This is a genomic window from Bacillus sp. NP247, from assembly GCF_018966865.1.
In the GTDB taxonomy this organism is placed as follows: Bacteria; Bacillota; Bacilli; order Bacillales; family Bacillaceae_G; genus Bacillus_A.
In genome coordinates, this window is sequence record NZ_CP076653.1 from 1,537,096 (window position 1) to 1,561,650 (window position 24,555).

The following is a 24,555-nucleotide window of genomic DNA, read 5'->3' on the forward strand; positions in this document are numbered from 1 at the left end:
ACCATTAAAAACAACTAAATTCCCATCGGATATATCGTTTGAAAAATGTAAGATAAATTTACCATATACAAAAGAAAAGTGTCAATTGTATTTTTCTCTACTAAAAGAAGTAAATTAATAAGAAGAAATTTAGTCCTCTCTACTATATGTAAATATAATATATCTTGAGCTTCTCTAGATTCGTACGTTACAATGATTTTATACATACATAAAGGAAGTGAATCTATGTCCATTTTTACACAGCTAGCAAAAAGTGTATATTCGCCTAAAGATATGGCACTTTTCCGTTTTCAAAAGATCGGTAAAACCATCTTGTATATTATGCTTCTTTGCCTAATCACTACTATTCCAAGAACTTTCTTGTACGGTAGCGTCATCCAAGATGGTGTTAATATGGTAAATACAGTAATCGAAAAAGATTTACCTGATTTCAAAATCGAAAACGGCGAGCTACAAGCTGATATTGATCAACCTATCGAAAAAGAAGACGGAAATGCCCTTTTCGTATTTGATCCAAATTCAACAGACTTAGAAAAATATCAAAATAAAACAGGTTTATTTGTTTTAAAAGATAAAGTAGTCTCCATGGGAAATGGTCAAACCCAAACATACTCCTATAATGACTTATTAGGCGCATCTCTTGAGAAAAAAGATTTACAAGATTTCATTTCGTTATTTGACAGTATTTATCCAATCTTATTATTCGTTATTGGGGTCTTACTGTACTTGTTCCAATTATTTATTACCTTTGTAGGAGTTACATTGCTTGCCTTCATCGGTTCTGCGATGAGCGGTCAACGCAAATTATCTTATAAACAAGTTTGGACATTAACTGCTTACAGCTACACAATTCCAACACTCTTCTTTATGATTATGGATTTATTCAAAATAAACGTACCTGGTGCAACATTCATTTACATTGCAGTTGTTTTAATCGTTCTATATTTAACAATTAAAGAAGTTCCAAAACCGAAAGAAAAACAAGAACTATAAAAAAATGCCTAAATAGGCATTTTTTTTTTGGACAAGCATATATTCCTAGCAAAGGAGTGAAGGATATGAAGAGATTAGGTGTACTCTTATTCGTGCTTGTCCTCGGTTATATATTTTATTACGACATAAAAATCGGTACTTTACCGATGTTAAGTTCATACAAAAAAACCTCTGCTGCCCAAACGATAAAAAAAGAAAATACAGATGCAAAACAAAATAAAGAGAAAGAAACAGAAACGGATACAGTTTATAAAGCAATCGAAGTAAAAACTGGCGATACAGTTCTTTCTATTACAGAAGCGATTAATAAGAAAAAAATTCCTTCTATTGAAAAAGTAATTGATGATTTTAAGCAATTAAATAAAAATACATCTGCTACAAAAATCCAAGTTGGAAAGTCTTATAAATTCCCGTTATATCAATAAGCAATCACTTAATCCTTGTCAATTACATAAAGGCGCTGATACAATAGTAAAAGTGAAACCGAGTACTTTGGTTTCTATAGCCCTTTCTCACACATACTATCATTGATGTAAGGGACTAAAATAAGAAACTTCTTTTATAAGGAGAGCGATCAATTCGTGAATGAAATGACTCAACGTACAAAAACACGTCCAGTTAAAGTCGGTAATTTAACAATTGGCGGTAACAATGAATTAATTATACAAAGTATGACAACAACAAAAACGCATGATGTTGAGGCTACAGTTGCTGAAATTAAACGTTTAGAAGAAGCTGGCTGTCAAGTTGTTCGTGTTGCTGTTCCAGACGAACGCGCAGCAAATGCTATTGCTGATATTAAAAAACAAATCAACATTCCACTTGTTGCTGATATTCATTTTGATTATCGCCTTGCTTTAAAAGCAATCGAAGGCGGCATTGATAAAGTACGTATCAATCCAGGTAACATTGGACGTCGCCATAAAGTAGAAGCTGTTGTAAATGCAGCGAAAGAGCGTGGCATTCCAATCCGTATCGGTGTAAATGCCGGCTCATTAGAACGTCATATTTTAGAAAAGTATGGATATCCAACTGCTGATGGTATGGTCGAGAGCGCACTGCACCATATTAAAATTTTAGAGGACTTAGATTTCCACGATATTATCGTATCAATGAAAGCCTCTGATGTTAACTTAGCAATTGAAGCATACGAAAAAGCTGCTCGCGCTTTTGATTATCCATTACATTTAGGTATTACAGAATCAGGAACATTGTTTGCTGGAACTGTAAAAAGCGCCGCCGGTCTTGGAGCAATTTTAAGTAAAGGCATCGGAAATACACTTCGTATTTCTTTAAGTGCTGATCCAGTTGAAGAAGTAAAAGTTGCACGTGAACTATTAAAGTCATTCGGCCTTGCATCTAATGCCGCAACACTTATTTCTTGTCCAACTTGTGGTCGTATTGAAATCGACCTCATTAGCATTGCTAATGAAGTCGAAGAATACATCTCTACGCTTAAAGTTCCAATTAAGGTTGCAGTACTCGGCTGCGCCGTAAACGGTCCGGGTGAAGCTCGTGAAGCTGACATCGGCATTGCTGGTGCACGCGGAGAAGGTTTATTATTCCGTAAAGGGCAAGTCGTTCGTAAAGTACCAGAAGAAACAATGGTAGAAGAACTGAAAAAAGAAATTGATGTAATCGCTGCTGAAATGGCTGCCGAACGAGATAAAGAAAAAGAAAAACAAGAACAATAAAAAAAAGGTTGCCTACAATTTTTGTGAGCAACCTTTTTTACATTTAAATTAAAAGCTCGTCAGTTATATAACCGACGAGCCCTCTCATTTTGCACATTTTGGACAACGACCATATATTTCAAATTTATGCCCAGTTACCTCATAACCTTTAAAATCTTTATTCATAAAATCCATTGGGCAAGAAGTGATTTCTTTCGTACCACCACAATCTAAACAAATGAAATGATGATGATGTTCCATAATAGAACACGTAAAACGAAAATGCTTTTCACCATTTAACTCGGTTTGCTCTAAAACACCAATTTCAGCAAAAACCGTTAGGTTACGATAAATCGTATCAAAACTAAGTCCTGGATAATCATCCTTCATATGTTCTAAAACATCTTTTGCGGTTAAATAACGATTATGCGCCGCGAATAATCTTAGCATCTCTTCCCTTTTCCCCGTATGTTTGTATCCTTTTTCCTTCATTAGGCGTAAAGCTTCTGTTAGATTCATACCTATCCCTACTTTATGCAGTTTTTTTCTTCTTCCATAAAATCGCACCGATTAAAATAAGAACCGCTATCATAACAATTGTACCACCTGGTGCTAGATCAAGTTGATACGAAGCAAACATTCCACCAATTACTGCAATTTCACCAAATAAAACGGAAAAGAAAATTGTTTGTTTAAATCCTTTTGCAATACGAATACTTGCTGCAACTGGTAACGTCATTAAAGATGATACGAGAAGAACACCCACAACACGCATCGATACCGCAATTACAAGAGCAACTAATATAATGAAAATAAAGTGAATCCACTTTGCACTCAAACCGGTTGATACAGCGTATTCCTCATCAAATGATAGTAAAAACAACTCTTTGTATAATAAAACAATCGTTGCAATAACAACAATTGCTACAACACCGATAATAATTAAATCCGTACTTGTCACAGCACTTACACTACCAAATAAATAACTAAATAAATCTGTGTTAAATCCATTTGCAAGTGAAATAAAAATAACACCGATTCCCATCCCAGCTGAAAGTATAATCGGAATTGCTAACTCTTGATAATGTTTATATACAGTACGTAATTTTTCAATTAGCAATGCTCCACCGATTGAAAAAAACATTCCCATATATAAAGGGTTTAAAAACCCACCAGTAAAGATTGTCTTTTCAAGTAATAAACTAGCTGCAATTCCTGATAACGTAACATGGCTTAATGCATCCGCAATAAGCGACATGCGGCGAATTACAACGAACACGCCGATAAGTGGTCCGACAAGCCCTATTAAAACACCAGCGTATAAAGAATTACGTAAAAAATCATATTGTAAAAAATCCTGTATCATTATATCCTCCCGTGATGCCCATGTTCATGTTCTAAGCGATGAACATGATGTCCATATAAAATCGACATTTCTGCATCTTCTAACTCTCGGAATTTCTCTACATTCCCATGGAAATGTAGATGCTGATTTAAACATGCAACATGCGTCACCTTCTCTGTTACAGCACCCATATCGTGCGTAACAAGAATTAACGTAATCCCGAGCCTTTTGTTTAAATCCTCTAGTATCTCATAGAAGCTTTCCACATTTTTCACATCGATCCCAACAGTAGGTTCGTCCAAAATAAGCAATTCCGGAGCACTTACAAGTGCACGAGCAATAAATACACGCTGTTGTTGTCCACCAGAAAGTTCTCCAATGTTGCGACCTCGAAACTCACTCATGCCTACATCAGCAATCGCTTTTTCTACTTTCGCATTATCGTCTTTCGTAAAAAAGCGAAAAAGCCCCTTTTTCGAAACGAGCCCCATTGAAACAACTTCAAAAACAGTTGCCGGGAAACCTGAGTTAAAACTACTTGCCTTTTGGGATACATAACCAACTTTATTCCACTCTTTAAATTTCTTACTATCAATGCCAAACAATCGAATACTTCCTTGCTTTGGTTTTAAAACACCCAATAAGCATTTAAGTAAAGTCGATTTCCCTGAACCATTTGGTCCAACTAAACCTAAAAAAGCTCCCTTCGGAACTTGCAAATTAATATCTTCTAGCACGTTGCGATCTTCATATCGAAACGTTAATCCTTCTATTTCCAATATATTATTCATATTATCTCACCTATTTTAATTCAGAATGATTCCGATTTATCTCTATTTGAATTATAGTACAGCTTATTATAGTTGTAAACCAATCTGCCTAAAATATATTCTTTATTTCAAGAAACCTTATTATTATAACAAAAAGCAGAGAAGAATTCTCTGCTTTCAAAAGATATTACAGTTAACTTTTTAGTGAATTGCTGATTTAAACTTACCACCATTTGTCTCTTGCGTATTCATAATCGTAACAAATGCGTTTTCATCAATTTCATGCACAATTGATTTTAACTTCGTCACTTCCAGACGTGTTACAACTGCATAAATAACTTCTTTTTCTTTATCTGTATAGCCACCTTTAGCAACAAGTTTTGTTGTTCCACGACCAAGGCGATGTAAAATTGCATTTGATACTTCCTCATATTGATCCGATACTATTAAAACTGCTTTCGTTTCGTCCAATCCTTGAATTACCGTATCAATTGTTTTGAATGCGATATAGTACGTCATAACAGAATACATCGCTTGTTCAACACCAAATACAAATGCTGCCCATGCAAAAATGAATAAGTTCACAAACATTACGAATTCACCAACAGAAAACGGTAATTTCTTCGTTAATAGAATTCCCATAATCTCTGTTCCGTCTAACGATCCACCATGACGAATAACAAGCCCTACACCAAGCCCTAAAATAAGGCCACCAAAAACTGTTGCTAAAATTGGCTCAGTTGTAAATGGCGGGATAGCATGCAACGTTGATTCAATAAATGCTAAAGCTACAATTCCGAATGCTGAAGATAACATGAATGTTTTTCCAATTTGTTTATACCCAGAGTACATAAACGGAATGTTTAGGATAACAACTAAAGTAGAAAAACTTAGCCACCAAATATTAGGAGTAAGATAATCTAATATAAGAGAAATACCAATAATTCCACCATCAATAATTTTATTTGGCATTAAAAATAGTTCAATCGCTACCGCCGCACACGCTGCCCCAAAGACAATCATAACTAAACGATATACAAGATGAATAACACTTTCTTTTCGATGTTGCTTTTTTTCCATAAGTCCTCCTTATACTCTTTATCTATAGTTTTGTCCTTATATTATAACATACGCTTCTTTTTCCCATTGAAAAAATGCACCTTTATACGAATATGTACAAGCTATGCGTACATATATTTCGATAGAAGAACGTGTAAAGGAGGACAACACGATGAACCTCATTAAACAAATTGTAAACAAAAAATTAAATCATATTTCCACAAAAGAGTTATTGAAATATAGTAAAGAATACGAAGTTCCAATCACAACTGCACAAGCTGATAAAATCGTTTTACTTATGAAAGGGAAAAATATTAACATTTACGATAATATCGAGCGACTAGATTTGTTAAAACAAATCGCTAAAGTAACTTCTCCTGCCACTGCCCAACAAGTAAATACTTTATTTCAGCAGCTATTAAAATAAGGAGGGGAAAATCCCCTCCTTATTGCGCTTTAATTTTTTCAAGAATTCCTTCATCAAAAGTACCATTTTTCAGCATTTCGATTTCTAATTTATATGGTGGCTTCTTATCTTTTTTATCTTCACCTACATACGGTGTTTCAAGAATTTTTGGTACGTGCGTAAGTTGTGGGTGATGCACAATGTGATGCAATGCCTTATAGCCAATATGACCAAAACCAATATTTTCATGACGGTCTTTTCCAGCTCCGCGGACATTTTTGCTATCGTTAATATGAAGTACTTGTAAACGATTTATCCCAACAATTTTATCAAATTCGTTTAACACACCGTCAAAATCATTTACAAGGTCATAACCTGCATCATGCGTATGACACGTATCAAAACATACAGATAGTTTTTCATTATATTTCACACCATCAATAATTTTCGCAATTTCTTCAAAGCTACGACCACATTCTGTTCCCTTTCCTGCCATCGTTTCTAGCGCAATATTAACCGTTTGTTCTGGCGTTATTACTTCATTAAGCCCTTTAATAATTTGTTGAATACCAGCATCTGCTCCTGCACCAACGTGAGCTCCTGGGTGAAGAACAATTTGTCTTGCTACCCCTAATGCTGCCGTTCTTTCAATTTCCATACGCAGGAAATCAACACCTAATTGGAACGTCTCAGGTTTCGTCGTATTCCCAACATTAATAATATACGGAGCATGAACGATAATTTCCTCGATACCGTTTAATTCCATATGTTTTCTTCCTGCTTCTATATTCAATTCTTCAATTGGTTTTCTTCGTGTATTTTGTGGCGCACCTGTATAAATCATGAACGTTGTTGCACCGTATGAAACAGCCTCTTCACTTGCCGCTAATAACATCTTCTTTCCACTCATTGAAACATGAGATCCAATCTTTAACATACAATCACCTCTTCAATATACAATAGATATAATGATAGCATAATTTGTAGAAATATGTAGTGAATTGTTTGTTCACACAAAAGGCACTACATAAACTAAACTGACTATTCTAATGATATTTAGTTTACAATTAAATTAACCGGATAAAGTGAAACTTTAGTCAACGTTTTTTCTACCCCTCACTAATTATTAGTCTGCATTAATCGATTTTCTCTCAAGTAGTGAGATAAATAAATAAAAAAAATAAGGGAAATCCCTTATCTTTTTTTATTACTATATTTTTTCTTCACTTTGTCACGTTCTGTTGCAAGTTTGCGTTTATAGTTTGGTTTTACTTTTTTTGGCTTTTTAACAACTTTTGTTGCCATAACATCTAGTCCATCATTTGGTTTTTTACGGCTCTTACGACGACGACGGTCACCTAAATCCGCCCATTCATCTCCGCGTAAATCTACATGCTTAAACTCGATATTACGTTGTTTTTCTAAGCTATCTAATGCTTCTTCGTTTGCTGGATCATAAATCGTCACTGCAATACCTGAATGACCCGCACGTGCAGTTCTTCCAACACGGTGAACGAAGAAATCTAAATCTGGTGGAAGTTCATAGTTAATAACATGGCTAATTCCTTCAATATCAATACCGCGTGCCGCCAAATCTGTTGCGACAATGTATTGGAACTCTAAATCACGAACTTGTTTCATCATTTTTCTACGGTCACGTGGTGATAAATCACCGTGTATACGCCCTACTTTTAACCCACGTTCTGCTAATCCATCGGCTACTTCATCAGCCTTCTTCTTTGTGTTTGTAAAGATAATTGCTAAATATGGTTTAAATTGAAGTAGCATATTTTTCACTAATTCAGTTTTATTACGGTGTCTTGAAGGCACAAGGTAATGATCAATATTTCCTGCTGCAACTTGCTTCGGATTAATATGAATATGTTCTGGATTCTCCATATATTTCTTCAAAAATGGTTTTAATTTTTGAGGAATTGTTGCAGAGAAAACTAACATTTGCAGGTTTTTAGGCATACGTGCTGCAATTTTATCTACATCTTGAATGAATCCCATATCAAGCATTAAATCCGCTTCATCGACAATAATAGTATCCGCTTTATAAACAAATAGCGCCTTTTCTTCTACTAAGTCTTTAATACGTCCTGGCGTTCCAACTACAATATGAGGTTGTTTTTTCAGCTTTTCAATTGATCGTTGTTTATCAGTTCCACCAATTAAGCAACGTGCTGTAATCATTTGATCTTCTGCACAGAACTTTGTTAATTTCACAATTTCTTGATAAATTTGTTGCGCTAACTCACGAGTAGGCGCTGTAATAACAAGTTGTACTTCTTCGCGACTTGCATCAATTCTGTTTAATGTAGGAAGTAAGTATGCATGTGTTTTCCCAGAACCAGTTTGGGATTGTCCAATTACACTCACACCTTTTTTCACGACTGGGAAAATTTTCTTTTGAATCCCTGTCGGCTCTGAAAAGCGTAGTTCACGAATTGCATCTATTAAAAATGGTTTAAAATCATACTGTGTAAAAGTTTGTAGTGTCATAAGTTACACCTTCTTTCTAAAATTTCTACTGCGCACAAATCAGTCAAGTCTACATTATATCGAAATCTACAAGTAAAATCCATCTTTAGTTTAGGTTTTTATCGCAAAAACTAACCTTCTTTCCTTCCATTGCATATTGTATGTGTATATACCTAACTGAAGAAAGGAGGATTTCTCATATGTATCCGAAATCCCCAATAGGGCAAATGTATCCTAATCAAGGACAGCATTCTTATACACCATACCCAATTCCACAACTACCACCAATGGCACAAAAAAAGAAAGGTTTTCTTTCTAAACTCTTTAAAAAACACGATCCCACCGAACCTTTCATGCAAATGGTCCCGCCTTATCGACAAATGGAAGGACCACCGATGATGCATCAGCAATCGCCCCAGCAATATCAACCGCAATATCAACAACAATACCCCCAGCAACATCAGCAACACCAGCAACACCAGCAATATCAACAATATCAACAATATCAACCATACATGCAGCAGCATCATCCCCAACAAATGATACCGCCTCAAATGTATGAATCAAATGAAACGCGCGGCGCAGCATCAACTACAGCTGCAGCAACATCAAGCAGCGGCATCGGAAGTTTTTTTTCGAACCTAATTTCGAATCCAACTAATATGATAAGCAATATCGAAAAAGTATCCCAAGTCGTCCAATCTGTAGGTCCTGTCGTCGAACAGTACAGTCCCATTATGCGTAACCTACCAAGCATTGTTCAAATCCTCACCTCTGGAAAAAGTACGGAAGAGAGTCAAACTGAAGACCTAACAGAAAAGGTTGAAGTAGCAACTCCACCTCCTCCACCCCAAAAAAGAAAACGGAAAAGAAAAAAAATAGTGATTGAGCCAGTCATAGAAAAAGAATCACCAGAGGAGCCTGTTCAACAAATAGCAACAAAACCAAAACTATATGTGTAACAATCCTTTGTTTTCTATCCACTCCTCCTTTATAATGTAAAAGACTATGCACAAAAGTATCCCTTGTTTAGAAGGAGAGGATTACTCACATGAAAATTGTTAAAATTTCCCCTCGTGGTTATTGCTACGGTGTTGTTGACGCGATGGTTATTGCACGTAACGCCGCATTAGATACATCATTACCGAGACCTATTTATATTTTAGGCATGATTGTTCACAACAAACATGTAACAGATGCGTTCGAAGAAGATGGCATCATTACATTAGACGGTCCAAGTCGATTAGAAATTTTAGATAAAATCGATTCTGGTACTGTTATTTTCACTGCACATGGTGTTTCTCCAGAAGTTAAACAACGTGCAAAAGAAAAAGGTTTAACAACAATCGATGCAACTTGTCCAGATGTTACAAAAACACATGACCTTATTGAAGCAAAGAAAGCTGAAGGTTACCATGTCATTTATATCGGCAAAAAAAACCATCCAGAACCAGAAGGCGCAGTTGGTATTGCACCTGACATCGTTCACCTTATCGAAAGAGCCGATGATTTAAAAACATTAGAAATCCCAACGGATAAAATTTTAGTTACGAATCAAACAACGATGAGCCAATGGGACGTTCAACATTTAATGGAAGACATTCAGAAAAAATTCCCAACAGCAGAATTTCATAAAGAAATTTGTTTAGCAACTCAAGTTCGCCAAGAAGCTGTCGCTAAACAAGCTGACGTCGCAGATTTAACAATTGTTGTTGGTGATCCGAAAAGTAACAATTCAAATCGCTTAGCACAAGTATCACAAGAAATCGCTGGCACAACAGCATATCGTGTTGCAGATGTAAGTGAAATTCAATTAGAGTGGCTACAAGGTATAGAAAATGTCGCAGTTACAGCTGGCGCTTCTACTCCAACGCCAATCACGAAAGAAGTTATCGCTTTCTTAGAGCAATATGATCCAATGAATCCGGCTACTTGGGAAAGAATTCGAAAAGTACCGCTTCAAAAGATATTGCCACGTGTAAAAGTAAAAAAACAACAATAATAAAAACCGTTGCCCTAATTGAGCAACGGTTTTTATTTTTCTTATACAAACGAAAAAGGATCCGTATGTAACTGCGAAGCATGAATTTGCACATTAAATTTCTTTGCATCCACTTTTTCTTGCAATTGCTTTTGCACACCTTGCTTCATTACTTTTTCAACGTTATGTCCTGGGTCAACTATATTTAAACCGAGCATCATTGCGTCATGAGCAACATGATAATACATGTCACCTGTTACATATACATCTGCCCCTTTAAATTTCGCTTGATTTATATATTTGTTGCCATCTCCACCAAGTACAGCGACTTTACGCACTTTATCATCTAACTTTCCAACAACTCTTGCACCCTTCACGTCTAATGATTGTTTCACATGTTCTGCAAACTGCCCAAGCGTCATTTCTTCTTGTAAATATCCTATTTTTCCGAGACCTAATGTTTCGCCTTTATTATCAAGCGGATACACATCATAAGCCACTTCTTCGTATGGATGAGCTGCTAACATCTCTTTCATAACTTTTCTTTGTAGTGAAGCTGGAATAATCGTTTCGATACGTACCTCTTCCACACGTTCTAGCTGCCCAGTTTCCCCGATATAAGGATTTGTTCCCTCCTGAGGTACAAACGCGCCTGACCCTTCGCTACTGAACGTACAGTGGCTATAATTGCCGATATGACCAGCGCCTGCGTCTCCTAGTGCTTTACGCACTTCTTCCGCATGAGTTACTGGTACAAATACAACAATTTTTTTCATTTCTTCTGCATATGTAGGAGCTAATACTTCTGTATTTTGTAACCCTAACGCATCAGCAAGTAAATCATTTACCCCGCCCTTAGCAATATCTACATTTGTATGTGCGGCATAAATTGCAATATCATTTTTAATACACGTTTCAATAATTCTTCCGTACGCCTTATCTGTATGAATCACTTTTAACGGATTAAAGATTAAAGGATGATGCGCTATAATGACATTCGCTCCTAATTGGATCGCCTCGTCCACAACTCCCTCAGTTACATCTAATGCAATTAATACGTGCTGCACAGGTTTATTAAGCGCTCCAATCTGTAAGCCAATCTTATCCCCTTCCATCGCTAAATGCTTCGGATACATACCTTCAAATAAAGAAATAATTTCATGGCCATTCGGAATTTTACTCATGATAAAATCTCTCCTATCATTTTCATTTTCGCTTCTACTTCTGCGCGCTTCGCTTTTGTCTCTTCAGACTCTGCTGCACGCTCTAACTGTTTTAAAATATTTTGGAAGTTTTTCAATTCCCCTTCCCACTTTTCAACAAAAGCTTCACTTTTTTCTTTTATTAGAAATGGCCCCATAAACAATTCAACTTGTTTATTTTCAGAGTAAGGTACTGCTGTATCTCCTCGCTCTCCGACTAAAATCTCGTAAATCTTTCCGTCTTCTATTACAATTTTCTCACTGATAAGCTCCCATCCGTTTTCAATAAACCATTCACGGATATGGTGTGCTGCAATATTCGGCTGTAAGATTAAACGTGTTACACCTTCTAATTTTTCTTTACCACTTTCTAAGATGTCACGAATTAACGCTCCACCCATACCAGCAATCGTAATAACATCTACTTCTCCTGGCGCGATAACAGCTAATCCATTCCCTTTACGAACGTCTACTTTATCTTGTAAGCCACTTTCAGCTACAGTTGCTTGTGCAGAGCGAAACGGTCCATCTACAACCTCTCCTGCAACTGCTTTTGTAGCAATATTATTTATAATTGTATAACACGGTAAATACGCATGATCCGATCCAATATCAGCTACTGTAGAGCCTACCGGAATCTCCCTCACAACTTCTTCTAATCGTTTCGAAAGCTTTACTTCATTCATGTATTTCCATTACTCCTTCTCTTGTCAGTCTGTCTCCATGATAATGAATTTATAGTAGTTGTTGCAAGTCCATAACAATACTTCAATTCTCTATTACTAATCGTATTTTAGAAAGTATAGAAAAACAAGCCTTTTGCACAAAAGCAAAAGGCTTGTAATACGAAACTTTATTTTTTCTTCGATAACCAATCAGCTACTTTTGCCGCTTGATCAGCTGGAACTATATTTGGCGGCATATTTCCTTTTCCTTTTGAAATAACTTCTTTAATTTCATCTTTCGAAAGTTTCCCACCAATTTTTTGTAAATTAGGTCCTACCGCCCCTTGTAACTGATCACCATGACAGCTCGTACAGCTTTGCTTTACAATATCCTCTGGCTTTGATGCTGTTTGTGCTGGCTTCCCGCCATTTTTTGCATCAGCTAACTCTTTAGATTTATTTAGCCCCTGAAATGAAAATACAAACATAACGATAATACCCAATGCTGCAATAAGAGCGAACGGAATCAACGGATTACGTTTCATATCTCTTCTCCCCCCTCTATACCACTAAATAGTTAGATGATTCAGTCATTTATATTGTACTTGAAAACACTCTATCATAAAAGAGTAAACTACTAATTGTAAAAAATATTCCGTAAATTCATTTTATTGATTTTCACTATTATATCGCATATTATTTCGATAATTACTAACGTTTCTCATCATATTTTTTACTTTTCTACATATTATTTTGTATAGAATAAACAAAATTAATCGAAAAATCGAAAAATGAGCATTTGCAAATCAAAAGACAATTCTGTAAAATAAATTACAAGAAATTGTAATCGTTGCCGATAGATAAATTTTAATAAAAATTAACAAAAGAAAAAAGTTTACTTCACAATCGTGAAGTAAACTCAAAATAACCTATTCTAAGAAATCCTTAAGACGTTTACTACGGCTCGGATGTCTTAATTTGCGAAGTGCTTTCGCTTCAATTTGACGAATACGTTCTCTCGTTACGCCGAATACTTTCCCAACTTCTTCAAGCGTACGAGTTCGTCCATCATCTAAACCAAAACGAAGACGCAGAACATTTTCTTCACGATCTGTTAGTGTATCTAACACATCTTCTAATTGTTCTTTTAGCAATTCATACGCTGCATGGTCCGCAGGCGATGTTGCTTCTTGGTCTTCAATAAAGTCACCTAAATGGGAGTCATCTTCTTCACCAATTGGTGTTTCAAGAGAAACTGGCTCCTGTGCAATCTTTAAGATTTCGCGTACTTTTTCTGGAGCAAGATCCATTTCTTCACCAATCTCTTCAGGAGATGGTTCGCGTCCTAAATCTTGTAATAATTGACGTTGTACACGAATTAACTTATTAATGGTTTCAACCATATGAACTGGAATACGAATTGTTCGCGCTTGGTCTGCAATCGCACGTGTAATAGCTTGGCGAATCCACCAAGTTGCATACGTACTAAATTTAAAACCTTTACGATAGTCGAATTTTTCAACCGCTTTAATTAGACCCATATTTCCTTCTTGGATTAAGTCTAAGAAAAGCATACCGCGGCCCACGTAACGCTTTGCAATACTTACTACAAGACGTAAGTTTGCTTCTGCAAGACGGCGTTTTGCTTCTTCATCGCCTTCTTCAATACGTGTCGCAAGTCGAATTTCTTCTTCAGCGGATAGTAAGTCAACGCGACCAATTTCTTTTAAGTACATACGAACAGGATCATTGATTTTCACACCTGGTGGCACACTTAAATCATTAAGGTCGAATTCTTCTTCCGTTTTTGTAATTTGGCGATTATTAGGACCTTCGTCGTTGTCATTGTCACCAACTAAGTCAATTCCTTGTTCACCTAAATATTCATAATATTCATCCATTTGGTCGGATTCAATTTCAAATCCATTCATGCGTTCTGCAATCTCTTCATATGTAAGAACGCCACGTTTTTTTCCGAGCTCAGTGAGTTGTTCTTTCACTTGCTCAAGGGTCATTTCAGTTTCAATTTGTTTAGAACGAGCTGGTTTGTCAGCCATCTGTTCCCCTCCTTACGCGAGATACAAACATTCATTATACTAAAATTTTATCGAAAAAGCTATTTTCTTGTTTTTTGATTTTGTAAATACGCTACATAATATTTAGCAGCCTCTACAGGATCTGTTTTTTCCATTTGTTTTACTTTAAAGATAATCTCCATCTTTTCAAGTTTTTCCTTATGACGTCTGAGCGCCTCCAAATGGCCTTGCAACGCTTCTTCTGTGTATTCTGGATTAATAAATTCATCCGTCGAAATATCAGTGATAATATTTTTCAACTTTTCATCAGAGAGCCAACTTAAAAATGTTCCGACTGAGGGTTCATTTCCCTTTTCATAATATGCGTATAGTTCATATAAAATCCCTTTATGTTCTTCTGTATAAAAATCTTCTATATGAGTTTCCATACGCACTGCCACTTCTGCACTTTGCAACATATGGTAAATAATTTCTCTTTCTGCCCTTTCAAAACCTGTTAACTTCGGCTTCGTTTGAACAATTTGAGATGGTTTAGAAACCTGCTTTATTTGTTTTTGCTGTACCTTTTGTTCTTTGCGATATTGGTGCAATTGATTCAAAAGTGTTTCCATTGAATACGAAAATTCTTGCGATAATGATTTTAAATATGATTCCGCCTGCATCGCATCCTGTAGCAATGATAACTCTTTTAAAACACTTTTTACATATTCTTCTTTGCCAGACTCATCTTGCAAATTTTTCCCTAAACGCAAATAATTTATTTTGAAACCAACAAAACTTATACTTGATTTCACAAGATTTTCAAAAGCGGTTGTTCCATATTGTTGCACATATTCATCAGGGTCAAGCTTATCTGGCAAGGATGTAACTTTCACTTGGCAACCAACTTGCAATAGTAATTGCCCTGCTTTCATCGTCGCTTCTCGCCCTGCTTTATCACCATCATAGCAAAGAACAACAGTTTCAACGTTACGTCGCAGAAGTTTCGCTTGTTCTTCAGTTAAGGCTGTTCCCATTGTCGCAACAGCTTCTTCCACACCACTTTTCACCGCGGCTAGTACATCGGCATAACCTTCAAAAAGGACAACCTGCCCACGTTTTCTAATAAACGGCCTTGCTTGGTGGAAATTATACAACAACTTACTTTTGTAAAAAATCGGTGTTTCAGGACTATTTAAATATTTCGGAGTGTCATCTCCTAACGCCCTTCCACTAAACGCTATCACCTTACCTTGTAAAGTATAAATCGGAAACATAACTCTTCCGCGGAAGCGGTCATAATGACTGCCATCCTTCTCACTTCTTACAAGAAGGCCAGCCTGTTCCATACTAGATAGCGACAAACCTCTTTTTTGTAAAATTTTCGTTGCTGCATCCCAAGCTTGTGATGCATAACCAATTTCAAATTTCTCAATCATCTCTTTTGTAATACCACGTTTTAATAAATATGAAAGTGCTTCATTTCCTTCTTCTGTATTTACTAATAAATGATGATAATACTTTTTCAAAAGTTCATGAGCCTGTTGCATGATGACAGTGTCATCAGATATGTCTTGTTGTTGTTGTTGTCCTTGCCCTGATGTATATTCTGCAACTGCAATTCCATTTCTTTCGCCAAGCTTTTGAACAGCCTCGGTGAAAGCAAGTCCTTCCATTTTCATAAGAAAAGAAAAGACATTTCCACCTTCTCCACATCCAAAGCAATGAAAAATTTGCTTATCAGATGAAACAGAGAATGAAGGAGAATTCTCACCATGAAATGGACAAAGGCCGAAATAGTTACGTCCCTGCTTTCTAAGTTGAACATACTCACCAATCACTTCTACAATATCAGATGATGTCCGAATCTGTTCAACAACTTCTTCGGGAATTCTGTTCCCCATAACTCCATCTCCGTGTCGTATTTTGTATTCGATATAAATTAAAAGATTCCTTTATAATTCGACAATTTTTTTCTAAATTTGTTAGAAAGTACTGTCGATCACATTGTGTAAACGATTTTGGACTTTTCGTATAAGTCCCTGTCTGCGTAAATTCGCAGATACATACTACTATATAAAATTGTATACATTTGCTCATCTGTTACAAATGTATCTCTTGGAGACAATACATATACTCCTTTTTCACAAGAAGACTAGCAAGCACTATAACCTGTATGATCATGAGATCTGTAGCTTTTGCATGTTAATAAATATAACAGCCAACTTCACCTTGCTCAGAATCTACATAGACCCAATTACCTTGCTGTTTTCTTAAACGATGAGCATAGGATGTGACAAACAAAATTTCGACATAAAATTTTGTTCCAACTTGCACAATTGCATTCTTCACGGGATACGCATCTGCACCAACTAATATCTTGCTGATGTTTTGCATATTTCTGTATTCTACATCCCTTCTGTGAATCCTTCCATAATGTGCGTTTTCTTGTCTAGATTTTGTCGATTTAACGTAAATACATGTCTTTTTCGAAAATCCTATCCCTAGTTTATTCTGAAAAATTAAAGTCTAAACGTAAAATATAGGTTTTTATCACAATTTTTTATTATAATATATTTTCTTCAACTACGCTACATATCCCTTTAATTTTCATCTTACATTTAAAGATAACGAAATCGTTCCTTTAGCATAATTAAAAAACAGAAGAATATAAGTATAACCATTCCGCTATATTCTATTACTAAGCCGAAAGTTAATGCTCTACTTCGCATCTTCCTCTACCGCCTTCTCACGAGCGAAAAAAACACATTCACCTTTGGTAAATGTGCTAAAACATTTTTTGGTTTTGCACTGCATTCACAATAATATTTGCTGTTTCTTCAATCGCCTTATTTGATACATCAATCACTTGACAATTTATTTTACTAATTACTTCCTCAAAATGATCAATTTCTTCTTGAATACGATTAATATTTGCATATGTTGCTCCATCACTTAATCCAAGTGATTTCAATCGTTCTTTTCGAATATGATTTAACTTATCCGGTATAATTTTCAAACCGAAACATTTCTCTTTTGCCACTTGATATAATTCCTCAGGCGGATCCACTTCCGGTACAAGTGGTACATTCGCAACTTTCAAACGTTTGTTATGCGCTAAATATTGTGAAAGTGGTGTTTTTGATGTACGTGAAATTCCAATCAACACGATATCAGCTTTTAAAATACCACGGGCATCTCTACCATCATCATACTTAACTGCAAATTCAATCGCTTCAATTTTTTTAAAGTACTCTTCATCTAATCTTCGAACGACACCTGGCTCATACCTTGGTACTTGCCCTGTAATTCCTTCAATTTGATCGATAAGAGGTCCGATAATATCGTATGCCTCTACTCCTTCTTTTGCCGCTTCTGTCAATAAATATTGACGCATATCAGGCTTTACTAACGTAAAACAAATAAGCGCTTGATTGCTCTTGGCAATCGAGATTACTTCTTTTAATGTCCCTGTATCTTCTACATACGGTACACGTCTAATATCAGGAGCGAATGGGAACTGTCCCATTGCCGCTCTAACAACCAAATCAGCCGTTTCTCCTACAGAGTCAGATACGACATATACGATTTTATTATCCATTACATTACCTCACTTTAAACAAATTACACTTATTCGTTATTTACTAAATTTACAAACGCACGTGTAATATTTGTTTTTGTAATTCGCCCAATCACTTCTAAACCTTGTTTCGTATCCTTCACAACTGGCAACGCATCAATCTGTCTTTCTATTAATTCCATCGCAATATCATATAAAGAATCCTCCCTGCGACACATCGCAATGTTTGGCATCCTTGTCATGATAATATTAACCGGAAGAGAGGTTAAATCCTGCTTTCCTAAGCTAGCTCGTAATAAATCTTTACGGGATACAACGCCAACTAATAAAGTAGATTGATCTACAACAAATAATGTACCAACGTCCTCTAGAAACATAGTACAGATTGCATCGTATACTGATACATTTTTATCAATTACAGCCGGTCTAGATTGATAATCTTGCACTTTAATTTTCTTAACAGCTTCAGATAATAGCTGTCCCCCAGTTTTACCCGTATAAAAATAACCTACACGTGGACGCGCTTCTAAATAACCAGCCATCGTTAAAATTGCTAAGTCTGGTCTTAGCGTTGCACGTGTTAAACCCAATTGCGCAGCAATTGACTCCCCTGTAATAGGACCGTGATCTTTTACAATCTGAATGATATGTTCTTGCCGTTTATTCAGCTCTATGATAATCACCACCTTTAATGCACAACGAAAAAAGTTATACTATCTCTTAAATATTATATACTAAATATGCTATTCGAAAAAGAAAGTATGTAAAAAGGACCCTATACGGCCCTTTTTATATTTGAAACTTATCAAGTTGCTCCAAGAAACGCCTTGTTTTCAAATAAATCCCACAATATTCATCATAATATGTATTCAATACTGTGCGCATTTGTTTTTTTGTACTATCCTTCACCGATACATTACCGAGCCGGTGTAAATCAAAGTGAAAAAAGAGACGTAATAATTTATGAACAGCCTCTCCCACCGGAATACGATACGGATCTTGCTCCGCATGACGCGAGCACAGAAAACCGCCTTCCCGGACAGAGAAGGCGACAAAATCTGTTTCTTGATGACAAATAGCACATGTATCAAAGTACGGGCGCATCCCTAATACCGGAAGCATTTTCGTTTGGTAAATTAATGATAATACTTCTGGATCAACACCCTCACACATATAATGCAACGTTTGATATAACATTTCAAATAAATACGGATTATGCTTCTTATCTTCTGTTGCTTTATCGGTTAGTTCAATAATAAATGATGCATAAGCAGTTAAAAATATATCCTCACGAATTTCTTTCATAGATGAAATAATCTCGCCTTGTTGCAAAGTTCCAAGTCCAGATCCCATTTGAATAAGAAAATGACCATGTGTCATAAGTTGCGAAATAGCCGCTAACCGACTCTTCGGCTTTTTCGCCCCTCTTGCCATTGCACTTACCTTACCAAATTCCCGTGAGTATATTGTAACAATCTTATTTGTTTCTCCGTAATCTGTCGTACGGATAACAATGCCCTCAACTTTTTGAAACATGTTCGTCACCATCCAAGGTTTGAACAAAACGGGTCAAGAAATTGGAGAGTCTAGATGCGCTAACTCCTCTTCATGTTGATCCATCTCATCGTTTACGTCTTTTTCCATTTCTTTTAAAAGCAAATACGTTTCAATGCTTCCTGTTTTGGAGAAAAACTTCCAGGTAAAATCTAGCATAAGAATCCACCTTTCTCAATAAGCGTAGCCTATAAACCAATTTCTTTTGTTGTTATTAAATTGACCCATTTTGTTCATTTTCATGTGAGAAAAATTTTTCCTAATTTATCAAGGTTCATAAAAACCAATAATCAGTGGATGAACACAACATCCACTGATCACAAATTTACTTCATATTAATACTCGTCTTCACGGAAACCAAGGTCACGAAGCTGTGACATCTTATTACGCCAATCTTTTTGCACTTTCACCCATACTTCTAAAAATACTTTAGAACCAAGAAGTGCTTCAATGTCAAAGCGAGCTCGCTTACCGACTTCTTTTAACATTTTCCCTTGCTTACCTATAATAATTCCTTTTTGTGATGCACGTTCAACAACAATCGTTGCGTTTATATAAACCGCTCCGCCCTCACGTTTTTGAATTGCATCAATAACAACCGCTACAGAATGCGGCACTTCTTCACGTGTTAAATGTAATACTTTTTCACGAATAAGCTCTGAAATAATAAATCGCTCTGGATGATCCGTTACTTGATTATCCGGGTAATATTGCGGTCCTTCTGGCAAATACTTTTTAATTGCTCCGATTAACGCTTCAACGTTATTACCGTCCAATGCAGAAATTGGCACAATCTCCGCGAACTCATATAATTTACGATATTGATCAATCAACTCCAGCAATTGCTCTGGATGAACTTGGTCAATTTTATTAATTACTAAAAATACCGGTTGTTTCGTTTCTTGTAATTTCTCAATAATAAATTCCTCACCACGACCATATCCTTCAGTTGCATTGACCATAAACAAAACAATATCAACTTCTTTTAATGTCGTTTGAGCCATCTTCACCATGAAATCGCCTAGTTTATGTTTAGGTTTATGTATTCCTGGTGTATCAATGAAAACTACTTGTGAATCATTTTCTGTATATACACCTTGAATTTTATTACGTGTTGTTTGTGGCTTATCGCTCATAATGGCAATTTTTTGGCCAATAATACGATTTAAAAATGTAGATTTCCCAACATTCGGTCTGCCAATAATAGAGACAAAACCTGATTTATAACCTTTTCTATTCATGTAAATCCTCCGCTAAAAATGCTCCTGGTAACAATTCTCCGACTGTTGTCTCTTGAACATCACCATGTAAGTTTGATAGGTATACTTTCGTATCCTGTTTACATAATTCTACCATAACTTGTCGACATGCTCCACAAGGAGGTACTGGACGCTTTGTATCCGCTACGACTGCAATAGCTACAAACTCGTTATCTCCTTCAGAAATTGCCTTAAATAACGCTGTTCTTTCTGCACAGTTACATAAACCATATGATGCATTTTCAACATTACATCCACGATATATTTTTCCGTCCTGAGTTAGTAAAGCTGCACCTACTTGAAATTTAGAATATGGTACGTACGCTCGTTTACGCGCTTCGGTTGCTTCTTGAATTAATTGTTTGCTATTCATATTCCCGCATCCTTTCCGTTCACAGATGTGAATAGATACACTCTTTCACTAAAGGCCTTCACGGCGCTCCCAAAGCTTAATAAAAACTTCGGAATGCAACTATACCATATACGGTAAAAAGATAATAGCACCAATTACAGCAGCTATAATTGCAAACAATAAAACTGCCCCCGCCGCAACATCCTTTGCAATTTTTGCAAACGGATGAATATCGGCGGTTGCTAAGTCTACTGTTTTTTCAATAGCCGTATTCACCATCTCTAAACTCATTACAATCCCTATCACAATAAGTAATACAATCCATTCCGTTGTTGTAATATGGAAATAAAAGCCGCAGCATATAACAATGACTGCGGCTAAATAATGAATTTTCATATTTCGTTCATGACGAAGACAAAAGTATATACCAGCTATAGCATATCCAAAACTATCTAAAAGTTTTCCTTTTTTCATCGTCCTAATCCAAATGCCTCTAAAATTTCTTTTTGTCTTCCAAACATTTCTTTTTCATCTTCTTCTGTCATATGATCATAACCAAGCAAATGCAAAAAGCCATGTAATGCTAAAAACCCAAGTTCTCGATCAAAAGAATGTCCATATTCTTCAGCTTGTTCTTTTGCTCTTGGAATAGAAATAATAAGATCTCCTAACATACGCGGCATCTCCGCACCGACAATTTCCATTTCGCCTTCTCCCATTTCTTCCATAGCGAAAGAAATAACATCCGTAGGCTGATCCTTATCTCGGTAATCACGGTTTATTTCACGAATACGTTCATTATCTACAAATGTAACCGATAATTCCGCGCCTTCTTCTATGTTCTCCATTCGGGCTGCTTTCTCTACTAAACCTCGAATCAAACTTATATATTCATCTTTTACTTCTTCTGTTTCATCAATAAAATCAATTAATAAACTCATTCTTGCTCCTTTTCTTCCGGCGGTTCCGGATATGTAATACGGGAATGGAAAATACCATTTAACGTTTCACATAACGTTTTTCCAACGATTTGTAGTTCCTTAAATGTCAAATCACATTCGCTAAATTGACCATCTTGCAAACGATCTCTAATGATACTTTGCACTAAATTATTGATTTGATCTGGCGTTGGATGATTCATTGAACGTACCGCCGCTTCTACACTATCAGCAATACCAACGATTGCCGACTCTTTAGAAGTTGCTTTTGATCCTGGATAGCGGAACATTTCCTCAGTATATTTCTCTTTATCTTCTTTAATCGCCTTATAGTAAAAATATTTAAGTAACGTTGTACCATGATGCTGTCCAGCGATATCGATAATTTCTTGAGGTATATGGTTTTCTTCTAGCATTCTCACCCCATCGGTTACATGAGCAATTATAATATCTTTACTCGTTACAGGGTCTAATCTATCATGCGGGTTTTCAATTCCCATCTGGTTTTCAATAAAAAACTGCGGTTGTACTGTTTTCCCTACATCATGATAATACGCCCCTACACGCGCTAATACTCCGTTCGCTCCAACTGCTTCACATGCAGCTTCTGAAAGATTAGCTACCATTACACTGTGGTGATATGTACCTGGTGCTTCTAATAAAATTTTGCGCAAGAGCGGATGATTCGGACTTGAAAGTTCCATCAACTTCATACTCGATACAATCCCAAGGCCACTTTCTAAATACGGTAAAATCCCCATAGCTAGAACAGAAGAGATAATCCCTGAAACTGCAGCCATTAATAATTGTACCCCAATTTCAAGAGGCGAAAAGTTCCCATTTCGCAATAATAACAACGCCGCTAATACGACTACATTTAATACAGAAACGAGTATACCAGCTTGTAAAATCATTGTACGACGATTTTTTTCTCTCAAGAAAATACTAACTGATAATGAACTTAATAAAACATAAATCCCCACACTATAATTCAGTGTACTCGTTACACCTTCATTAAACATAATACTTCCGCACACAGAAAAGATCATACTCGTTAAAAATACAAATCGATCACCAATCATTAATTTTACAAGTATTGTTCCCATCGCAACCGGAACAACATACGCGATTCCTGCATATTCAAGCTTTTGAAACAAACTAATGATTTTCATTAAAACAATCGTGATAGACAAAATTGTGATATACGCTAAAACATACGGCCTATCTTCTCTTTTTCGCTGTAAAAACACTTCAAACTGCTTATGCATAAAGTACAATAACACACAAATAAGTACAGCCAGACCAACATAAGGTTGGAAGGTATTGCCCTTCTCTAACAATCCAGCTAACTTCAACTGCTCATATGCTTCTCGTGAAATCGTATCGCCTTCTTTCACAAGAACTTGCCCTTGAAGGATAAAAACTGATGCAACTGAATCTTCCGCTATTTTTTGACTATCTTTCGTCGCAGCTGAATCATAAAAATAGTTCGCTGCAATCGCATACTTCCCTAGTGCATTCACCGCAACTTTTAAATCACTACTTATACCTACGCTACTCATTTCAGTAACAAATCGTTCTCTTGCAACTTCTTCTTGATCCATCTTAATGTGTTCACTCATAATTTTATTAACCGCTGTTACAGCCGCATCCTTCGACAATGACAATTGACTTGAATCAGCATTAATAAATTTCAACAATATTGAATCTGTTAAGCTTTTCGCTAAATCTGTTGGTAATTTCTTCTTTAACTTGTCCAATTTGTCCACATCAGAAATTTTTTTATACTCGTCTGGGCCAGTCGACTTAGCCTCTGCCTCTACTTCACTTACCGCATCAAAGACGGAATTTACAATATCCACTTTATTTTGCTTATATTCGCTTTTATATGTATATTTATCCTCAACCTTTTGAGCGGCTTCTTTTTTCTTTTTCGCTGTTGCGGCTTTATCTTCAATTTTAATAGGAGAGTGAATTGTTTTTTTAGCAATATCGAGCTCTTTAACATCTAATTGCTCTGGTTTCACATTATTCATAAGTGCAAAAAACAGTACTGCTCCTAATAAAACGTAAGAAATCCAACTTAGTTTTTTCGAATGTTGTAAATTACGAAACCACTTAGAAATTTCTTGAGATTTTGACATGATTTCAATACCTTCTCCTCTCCAAAAATAAAGTGAAACTATTTATAGCTTTCATTTCTTCCAGCCAACGATGCTTTTTCGGACCATATTTTTATAGACCATCACCTATAGTTTATTTCCCTCGTCTTTAATGAT

Annotated in this window: 27 protein-coding genes; 6 read left to right on the forward strand and 21 right to left on the reverse strand. The window is 36.0% G+C overall.

Going from position 1 to position 24,555, the window contains the following annotated elements:
• The first annotated feature begins 225 nt into the window (after positions 1–225).
• The 3 genes from KPL75_RS08095 to ispG all read left to right on the forward strand — a co-directional run bounded on the left by KPL75_RS08095 (position 226) and on the right by ispG (position 2,687).
• Positions 226–993: a DUF1189 domain-containing protein gene (locus KPL75_RS08095; protein ID WP_219920244.1), complete on the forward strand. Its 768-nt coding sequence runs from the start codon at positions 226–228 to the stop codon at positions 991–993.
• A gap of 65 nt (positions 994–1,058) precedes the next feature.
• Positions 1,059–1,418: a hypothetical protein gene (locus KPL75_RS08100; RefSeq protein WP_219920245.1), complete on the forward strand. Its 360-nt coding sequence runs from the start codon at positions 1,059–1,061 to the stop codon at positions 1,416–1,418.
• A 165-nt stretch (positions 1,419–1,583) separates the two neighbouring features.
• Positions 1,584–2,687, forward strand: coding sequence for a flavodoxin-dependent (E)-4-hydroxy-3-methylbut-2-enyl-diphosphate synthase (ispG, locus tag KPL75_RS08105; RefSeq protein WP_219921084.1), 1,104 nt, complete (start codon positions 1,584–1,586; stop codon positions 2,685–2,687).
• 84 nt (positions 2,688–2,771) lie between these two features.
• On the opposite strand, the gene KPL75_RS08110 is transcribed toward ispG, so the two are convergent.
• From KPL75_RS08110 to KPL75_RS08125, 4 genes are all read right to left on the reverse strand, one after another.
• Positions 2,772–3,185: a Fur family transcriptional regulator gene (locus tag KPL75_RS08110; RefSeq protein WP_071747162.1), complete on the reverse strand. Its 414-nt coding sequence runs from the start codon at positions 3,183–3,185 to the stop codon at positions 2,772–2,774.
• A 13-nt stretch (positions 3,186–3,198) separates the two neighbouring features.
• Positions 3,199–4,032: a metal ABC transporter permease gene (locus KPL75_RS08115; protein ID WP_219920247.1), complete on the reverse strand. Its 834-nt coding sequence runs from the start codon at positions 4,030–4,032 to the stop codon at positions 3,199–3,201.
• Positions 4,032–4,802: a metal ABC transporter ATP-binding protein gene (locus KPL75_RS08120; RefSeq protein WP_219920249.1), complete on the reverse strand. Its 771-nt coding sequence runs from the start codon at positions 4,800–4,802 to the stop codon at positions 4,032–4,034. Before KPL75_RS08120 ends, KPL75_RS08115 begins: the two co-directional genes overlap by 1 nt.
• A gap of 180 nt (positions 4,803–4,982) precedes the next feature.
• Positions 4,983–5,861 (reverse strand): YitT family protein, encoded by an 879-nt coding sequence (locus KPL75_RS08125; RefSeq protein ID WP_219920251.1) that lies wholly within the window; start codon positions 5,859–5,861, stop codon positions 4,983–4,985.
• A 151-nt stretch (positions 5,862–6,012) separates the two neighbouring features.
• Between KPL75_RS08125 and KPL75_RS08130 the strand changes: the two genes are divergently transcribed.
• A complete protein-coding gene (locus tag KPL75_RS08130; RefSeq protein ID WP_219920253.1) occupies positions 6,013–6,267 on the forward strand; it encodes a DUF2624 domain-containing protein in 255 nt (84 codons plus the stop codon).
• Between the two features lie 19 nt (positions 6,268–6,286).
• On the opposite strand, the gene KPL75_RS08135 is transcribed toward KPL75_RS08130, so the two are convergent.
• Both KPL75_RS08135 and KPL75_RS08140 read right to left on the reverse strand, forming a co-directional pair.
• A complete protein-coding gene (locus KPL75_RS08135; protein ID WP_219920255.1) occupies positions 6,287–7,183 on the reverse strand; it encodes a deoxyribonuclease IV in 897 nt (298 codons plus the stop codon).
• A 257-nt stretch (positions 7,184–7,440) separates the two neighbouring features.
• A complete protein-coding gene (locus KPL75_RS08140) occupies positions 7,441–8,751 on the reverse strand; it encodes a DEAD/DEAH box helicase (RefSeq protein WP_219920257.1) in 1,311 nt (436 codons plus the stop codon).
• A gap of 179 nt (positions 8,752–8,930) precedes the next feature.
• On the opposite strand from KPL75_RS08140, the gene KPL75_RS08145 reads away from it, so the two are divergent.
• Positions 8,931–9,692 carry a VrrA/YqfQ family protein gene (locus KPL75_RS08145; protein WP_219920261.1) on the forward strand — a complete coding sequence of 254 codons (762 nt, stop codon included), beginning with the start codon at positions 8,931–8,933 and terminating at the stop codon, positions 9,690–9,692.
• A gap of 89 nt (positions 9,693–9,781) precedes the next feature.
• Positions 9,782–10,732, forward strand: a complete 951-nt coding sequence (locus KPL75_RS08150; RefSeq protein ID WP_219920264.1) for a 4-hydroxy-3-methylbut-2-enyl diphosphate reductase — start codon at positions 9,782–9,784, stop codon at positions 10,730–10,732.
• Positions 10,733–10,773: 41 nt separating this feature from the next.
• Here KPL75_RS08150 and KPL75_RS08155 read toward each other — a convergent pair whose 3' ends face one another.
• From KPL75_RS08155 to KPL75_RS08225, 15 genes are all read right to left on the reverse strand, one after another.
• Positions 10,774–11,895: a Nif3-like dinuclear metal center hexameric protein gene (locus tag KPL75_RS08155; RefSeq protein WP_219920268.1), complete on the reverse strand. Its 1,122-nt coding sequence runs from the start codon at positions 11,893–11,895 to the stop codon at positions 10,774–10,776.
• Complete coding sequence (locus KPL75_RS08160; protein ID WP_219920271.1) at positions 11,892–12,599, reverse strand: tRNA (adenine(22)-N(1))-methyltransferase; 708 nt, start codon at positions 12,597–12,599, stop codon at positions 11,892–11,894. The genes KPL75_RS08155 and KPL75_RS08160 overlap by 4 nt, the downstream gene beginning before the upstream one ends.
• Before the next feature lie 167 nt (positions 12,600–12,766).
• Positions 12,767–13,123 carry a cytochrome c550 gene (cccA, locus tag KPL75_RS08165; protein WP_002129130.1) on the reverse strand — a complete coding sequence of 119 codons (357 nt, stop codon included), beginning with the start codon at positions 13,121–13,123 and terminating at the stop codon, positions 12,767–12,769.
• Between the two features lie 384 nt (positions 13,124–13,507).
• On the reverse strand, positions 13,508–14,635 hold the full coding sequence (gene rpoD, locus KPL75_RS08170; protein WP_000764062.1) for an RNA polymerase sigma factor RpoD: 1,128 nt from the start codon (positions 14,633–14,635) through the stop codon (positions 13,508–13,510).
• A gap of 59 nt (positions 14,636–14,694) precedes the next feature.
• Entirely contained in the window at positions 14,695–16,497 is a 1,803-nt protein-coding gene (gene dnaG / locus KPL75_RS08175; RefSeq protein WP_219920272.1) for a DNA primase, read from the reverse strand.
• Positions 16,498–16,798: 301 nt separating this feature from the next.
• Positions 16,799–16,990: a DUF188 domain-containing protein gene (locus KPL75_RS27405; RefSeq protein WP_258237020.1), complete on the reverse strand. Its 192-nt coding sequence runs from the start codon at positions 16,988–16,990 to the stop codon at positions 16,799–16,801.
• 391 nt (positions 16,991–17,381) lie between these two features.
• Positions 17,382–18,194, reverse strand: a complete 813-nt coding sequence (locus KPL75_RS08185; RefSeq protein WP_070144890.1) for a pyruvate, water dikinase regulatory protein — start codon at positions 18,192–18,194, stop codon at positions 17,382–17,384.
• A gap of 29 nt (positions 18,195–18,223) precedes the next feature.
• Positions 18,224–18,856 carry a transcriptional regulator CcpN gene (locus tag KPL75_RS08190; RefSeq protein WP_105584761.1) on the reverse strand — a complete coding sequence of 211 codons (633 nt, stop codon included), beginning with the start codon at positions 18,854–18,856 and terminating at the stop codon, positions 18,224–18,226.
• A 106-nt stretch (positions 18,857–18,962) separates the two neighbouring features.
• Complete coding sequence (gene recO, locus KPL75_RS08195; protein WP_002129136.1) at positions 18,963–19,709, reverse strand: DNA repair protein RecO; 747 nt, start codon at positions 19,707–19,709, stop codon at positions 18,963–18,965.
• Between the two features lie 33 nt (positions 19,710–19,742).
• The gene (locus tag KPL75_RS08200) at positions 19,743–19,886 is read right to left on the reverse strand and encodes a YqzL family protein (protein WP_000883924.1); all 144 of its coding nucleotides are present in this window, start codon (positions 19,884–19,886) and stop codon (positions 19,743–19,745) included.
• Positions 19,887–20,062: 176 nt separating this feature from the next.
• Complete coding sequence (era, locus tag KPL75_RS08205; RefSeq protein WP_002122584.1) at positions 20,063–20,968, reverse strand: GTPase Era; 906 nt, start codon at positions 20,966–20,968, stop codon at positions 20,063–20,065.
• On the reverse strand, positions 20,961–21,359 hold the full coding sequence (locus tag KPL75_RS08210; protein WP_002111886.1) for a cytidine deaminase: 399 nt from the start codon (positions 21,357–21,359) through the stop codon (positions 20,961–20,963). The genes era and KPL75_RS08210 overlap by 8 nt, the downstream gene beginning before the upstream one ends.
• A gap of 99 nt (positions 21,360–21,458) precedes the next feature.
• A complete protein-coding gene (locus KPL75_RS08215) occupies positions 21,459–21,812 on the reverse strand; it encodes a diacylglycerol kinase family protein (protein WP_144504834.1) in 354 nt (117 codons plus the stop codon).
• A complete protein-coding gene (ybeY, locus tag KPL75_RS08220) occupies positions 21,809–22,279 on the reverse strand; it encodes an rRNA maturation RNase YbeY (RefSeq protein WP_002199328.1) in 471 nt (156 codons plus the stop codon). The genes KPL75_RS08215 and ybeY overlap by 4 nt, the downstream gene beginning before the upstream one ends.
• Complete coding sequence (locus KPL75_RS08225) at positions 22,276–24,420, reverse strand: HD family phosphohydrolase (protein ID WP_002199327.1); 2,145 nt, start codon at positions 24,418–24,420, stop codon at positions 22,276–22,278. Before KPL75_RS08225 ends, ybeY begins: the two co-directional genes overlap by 4 nt.
• Positions 24,421–24,555: the final 135 nt, after the last annotated feature.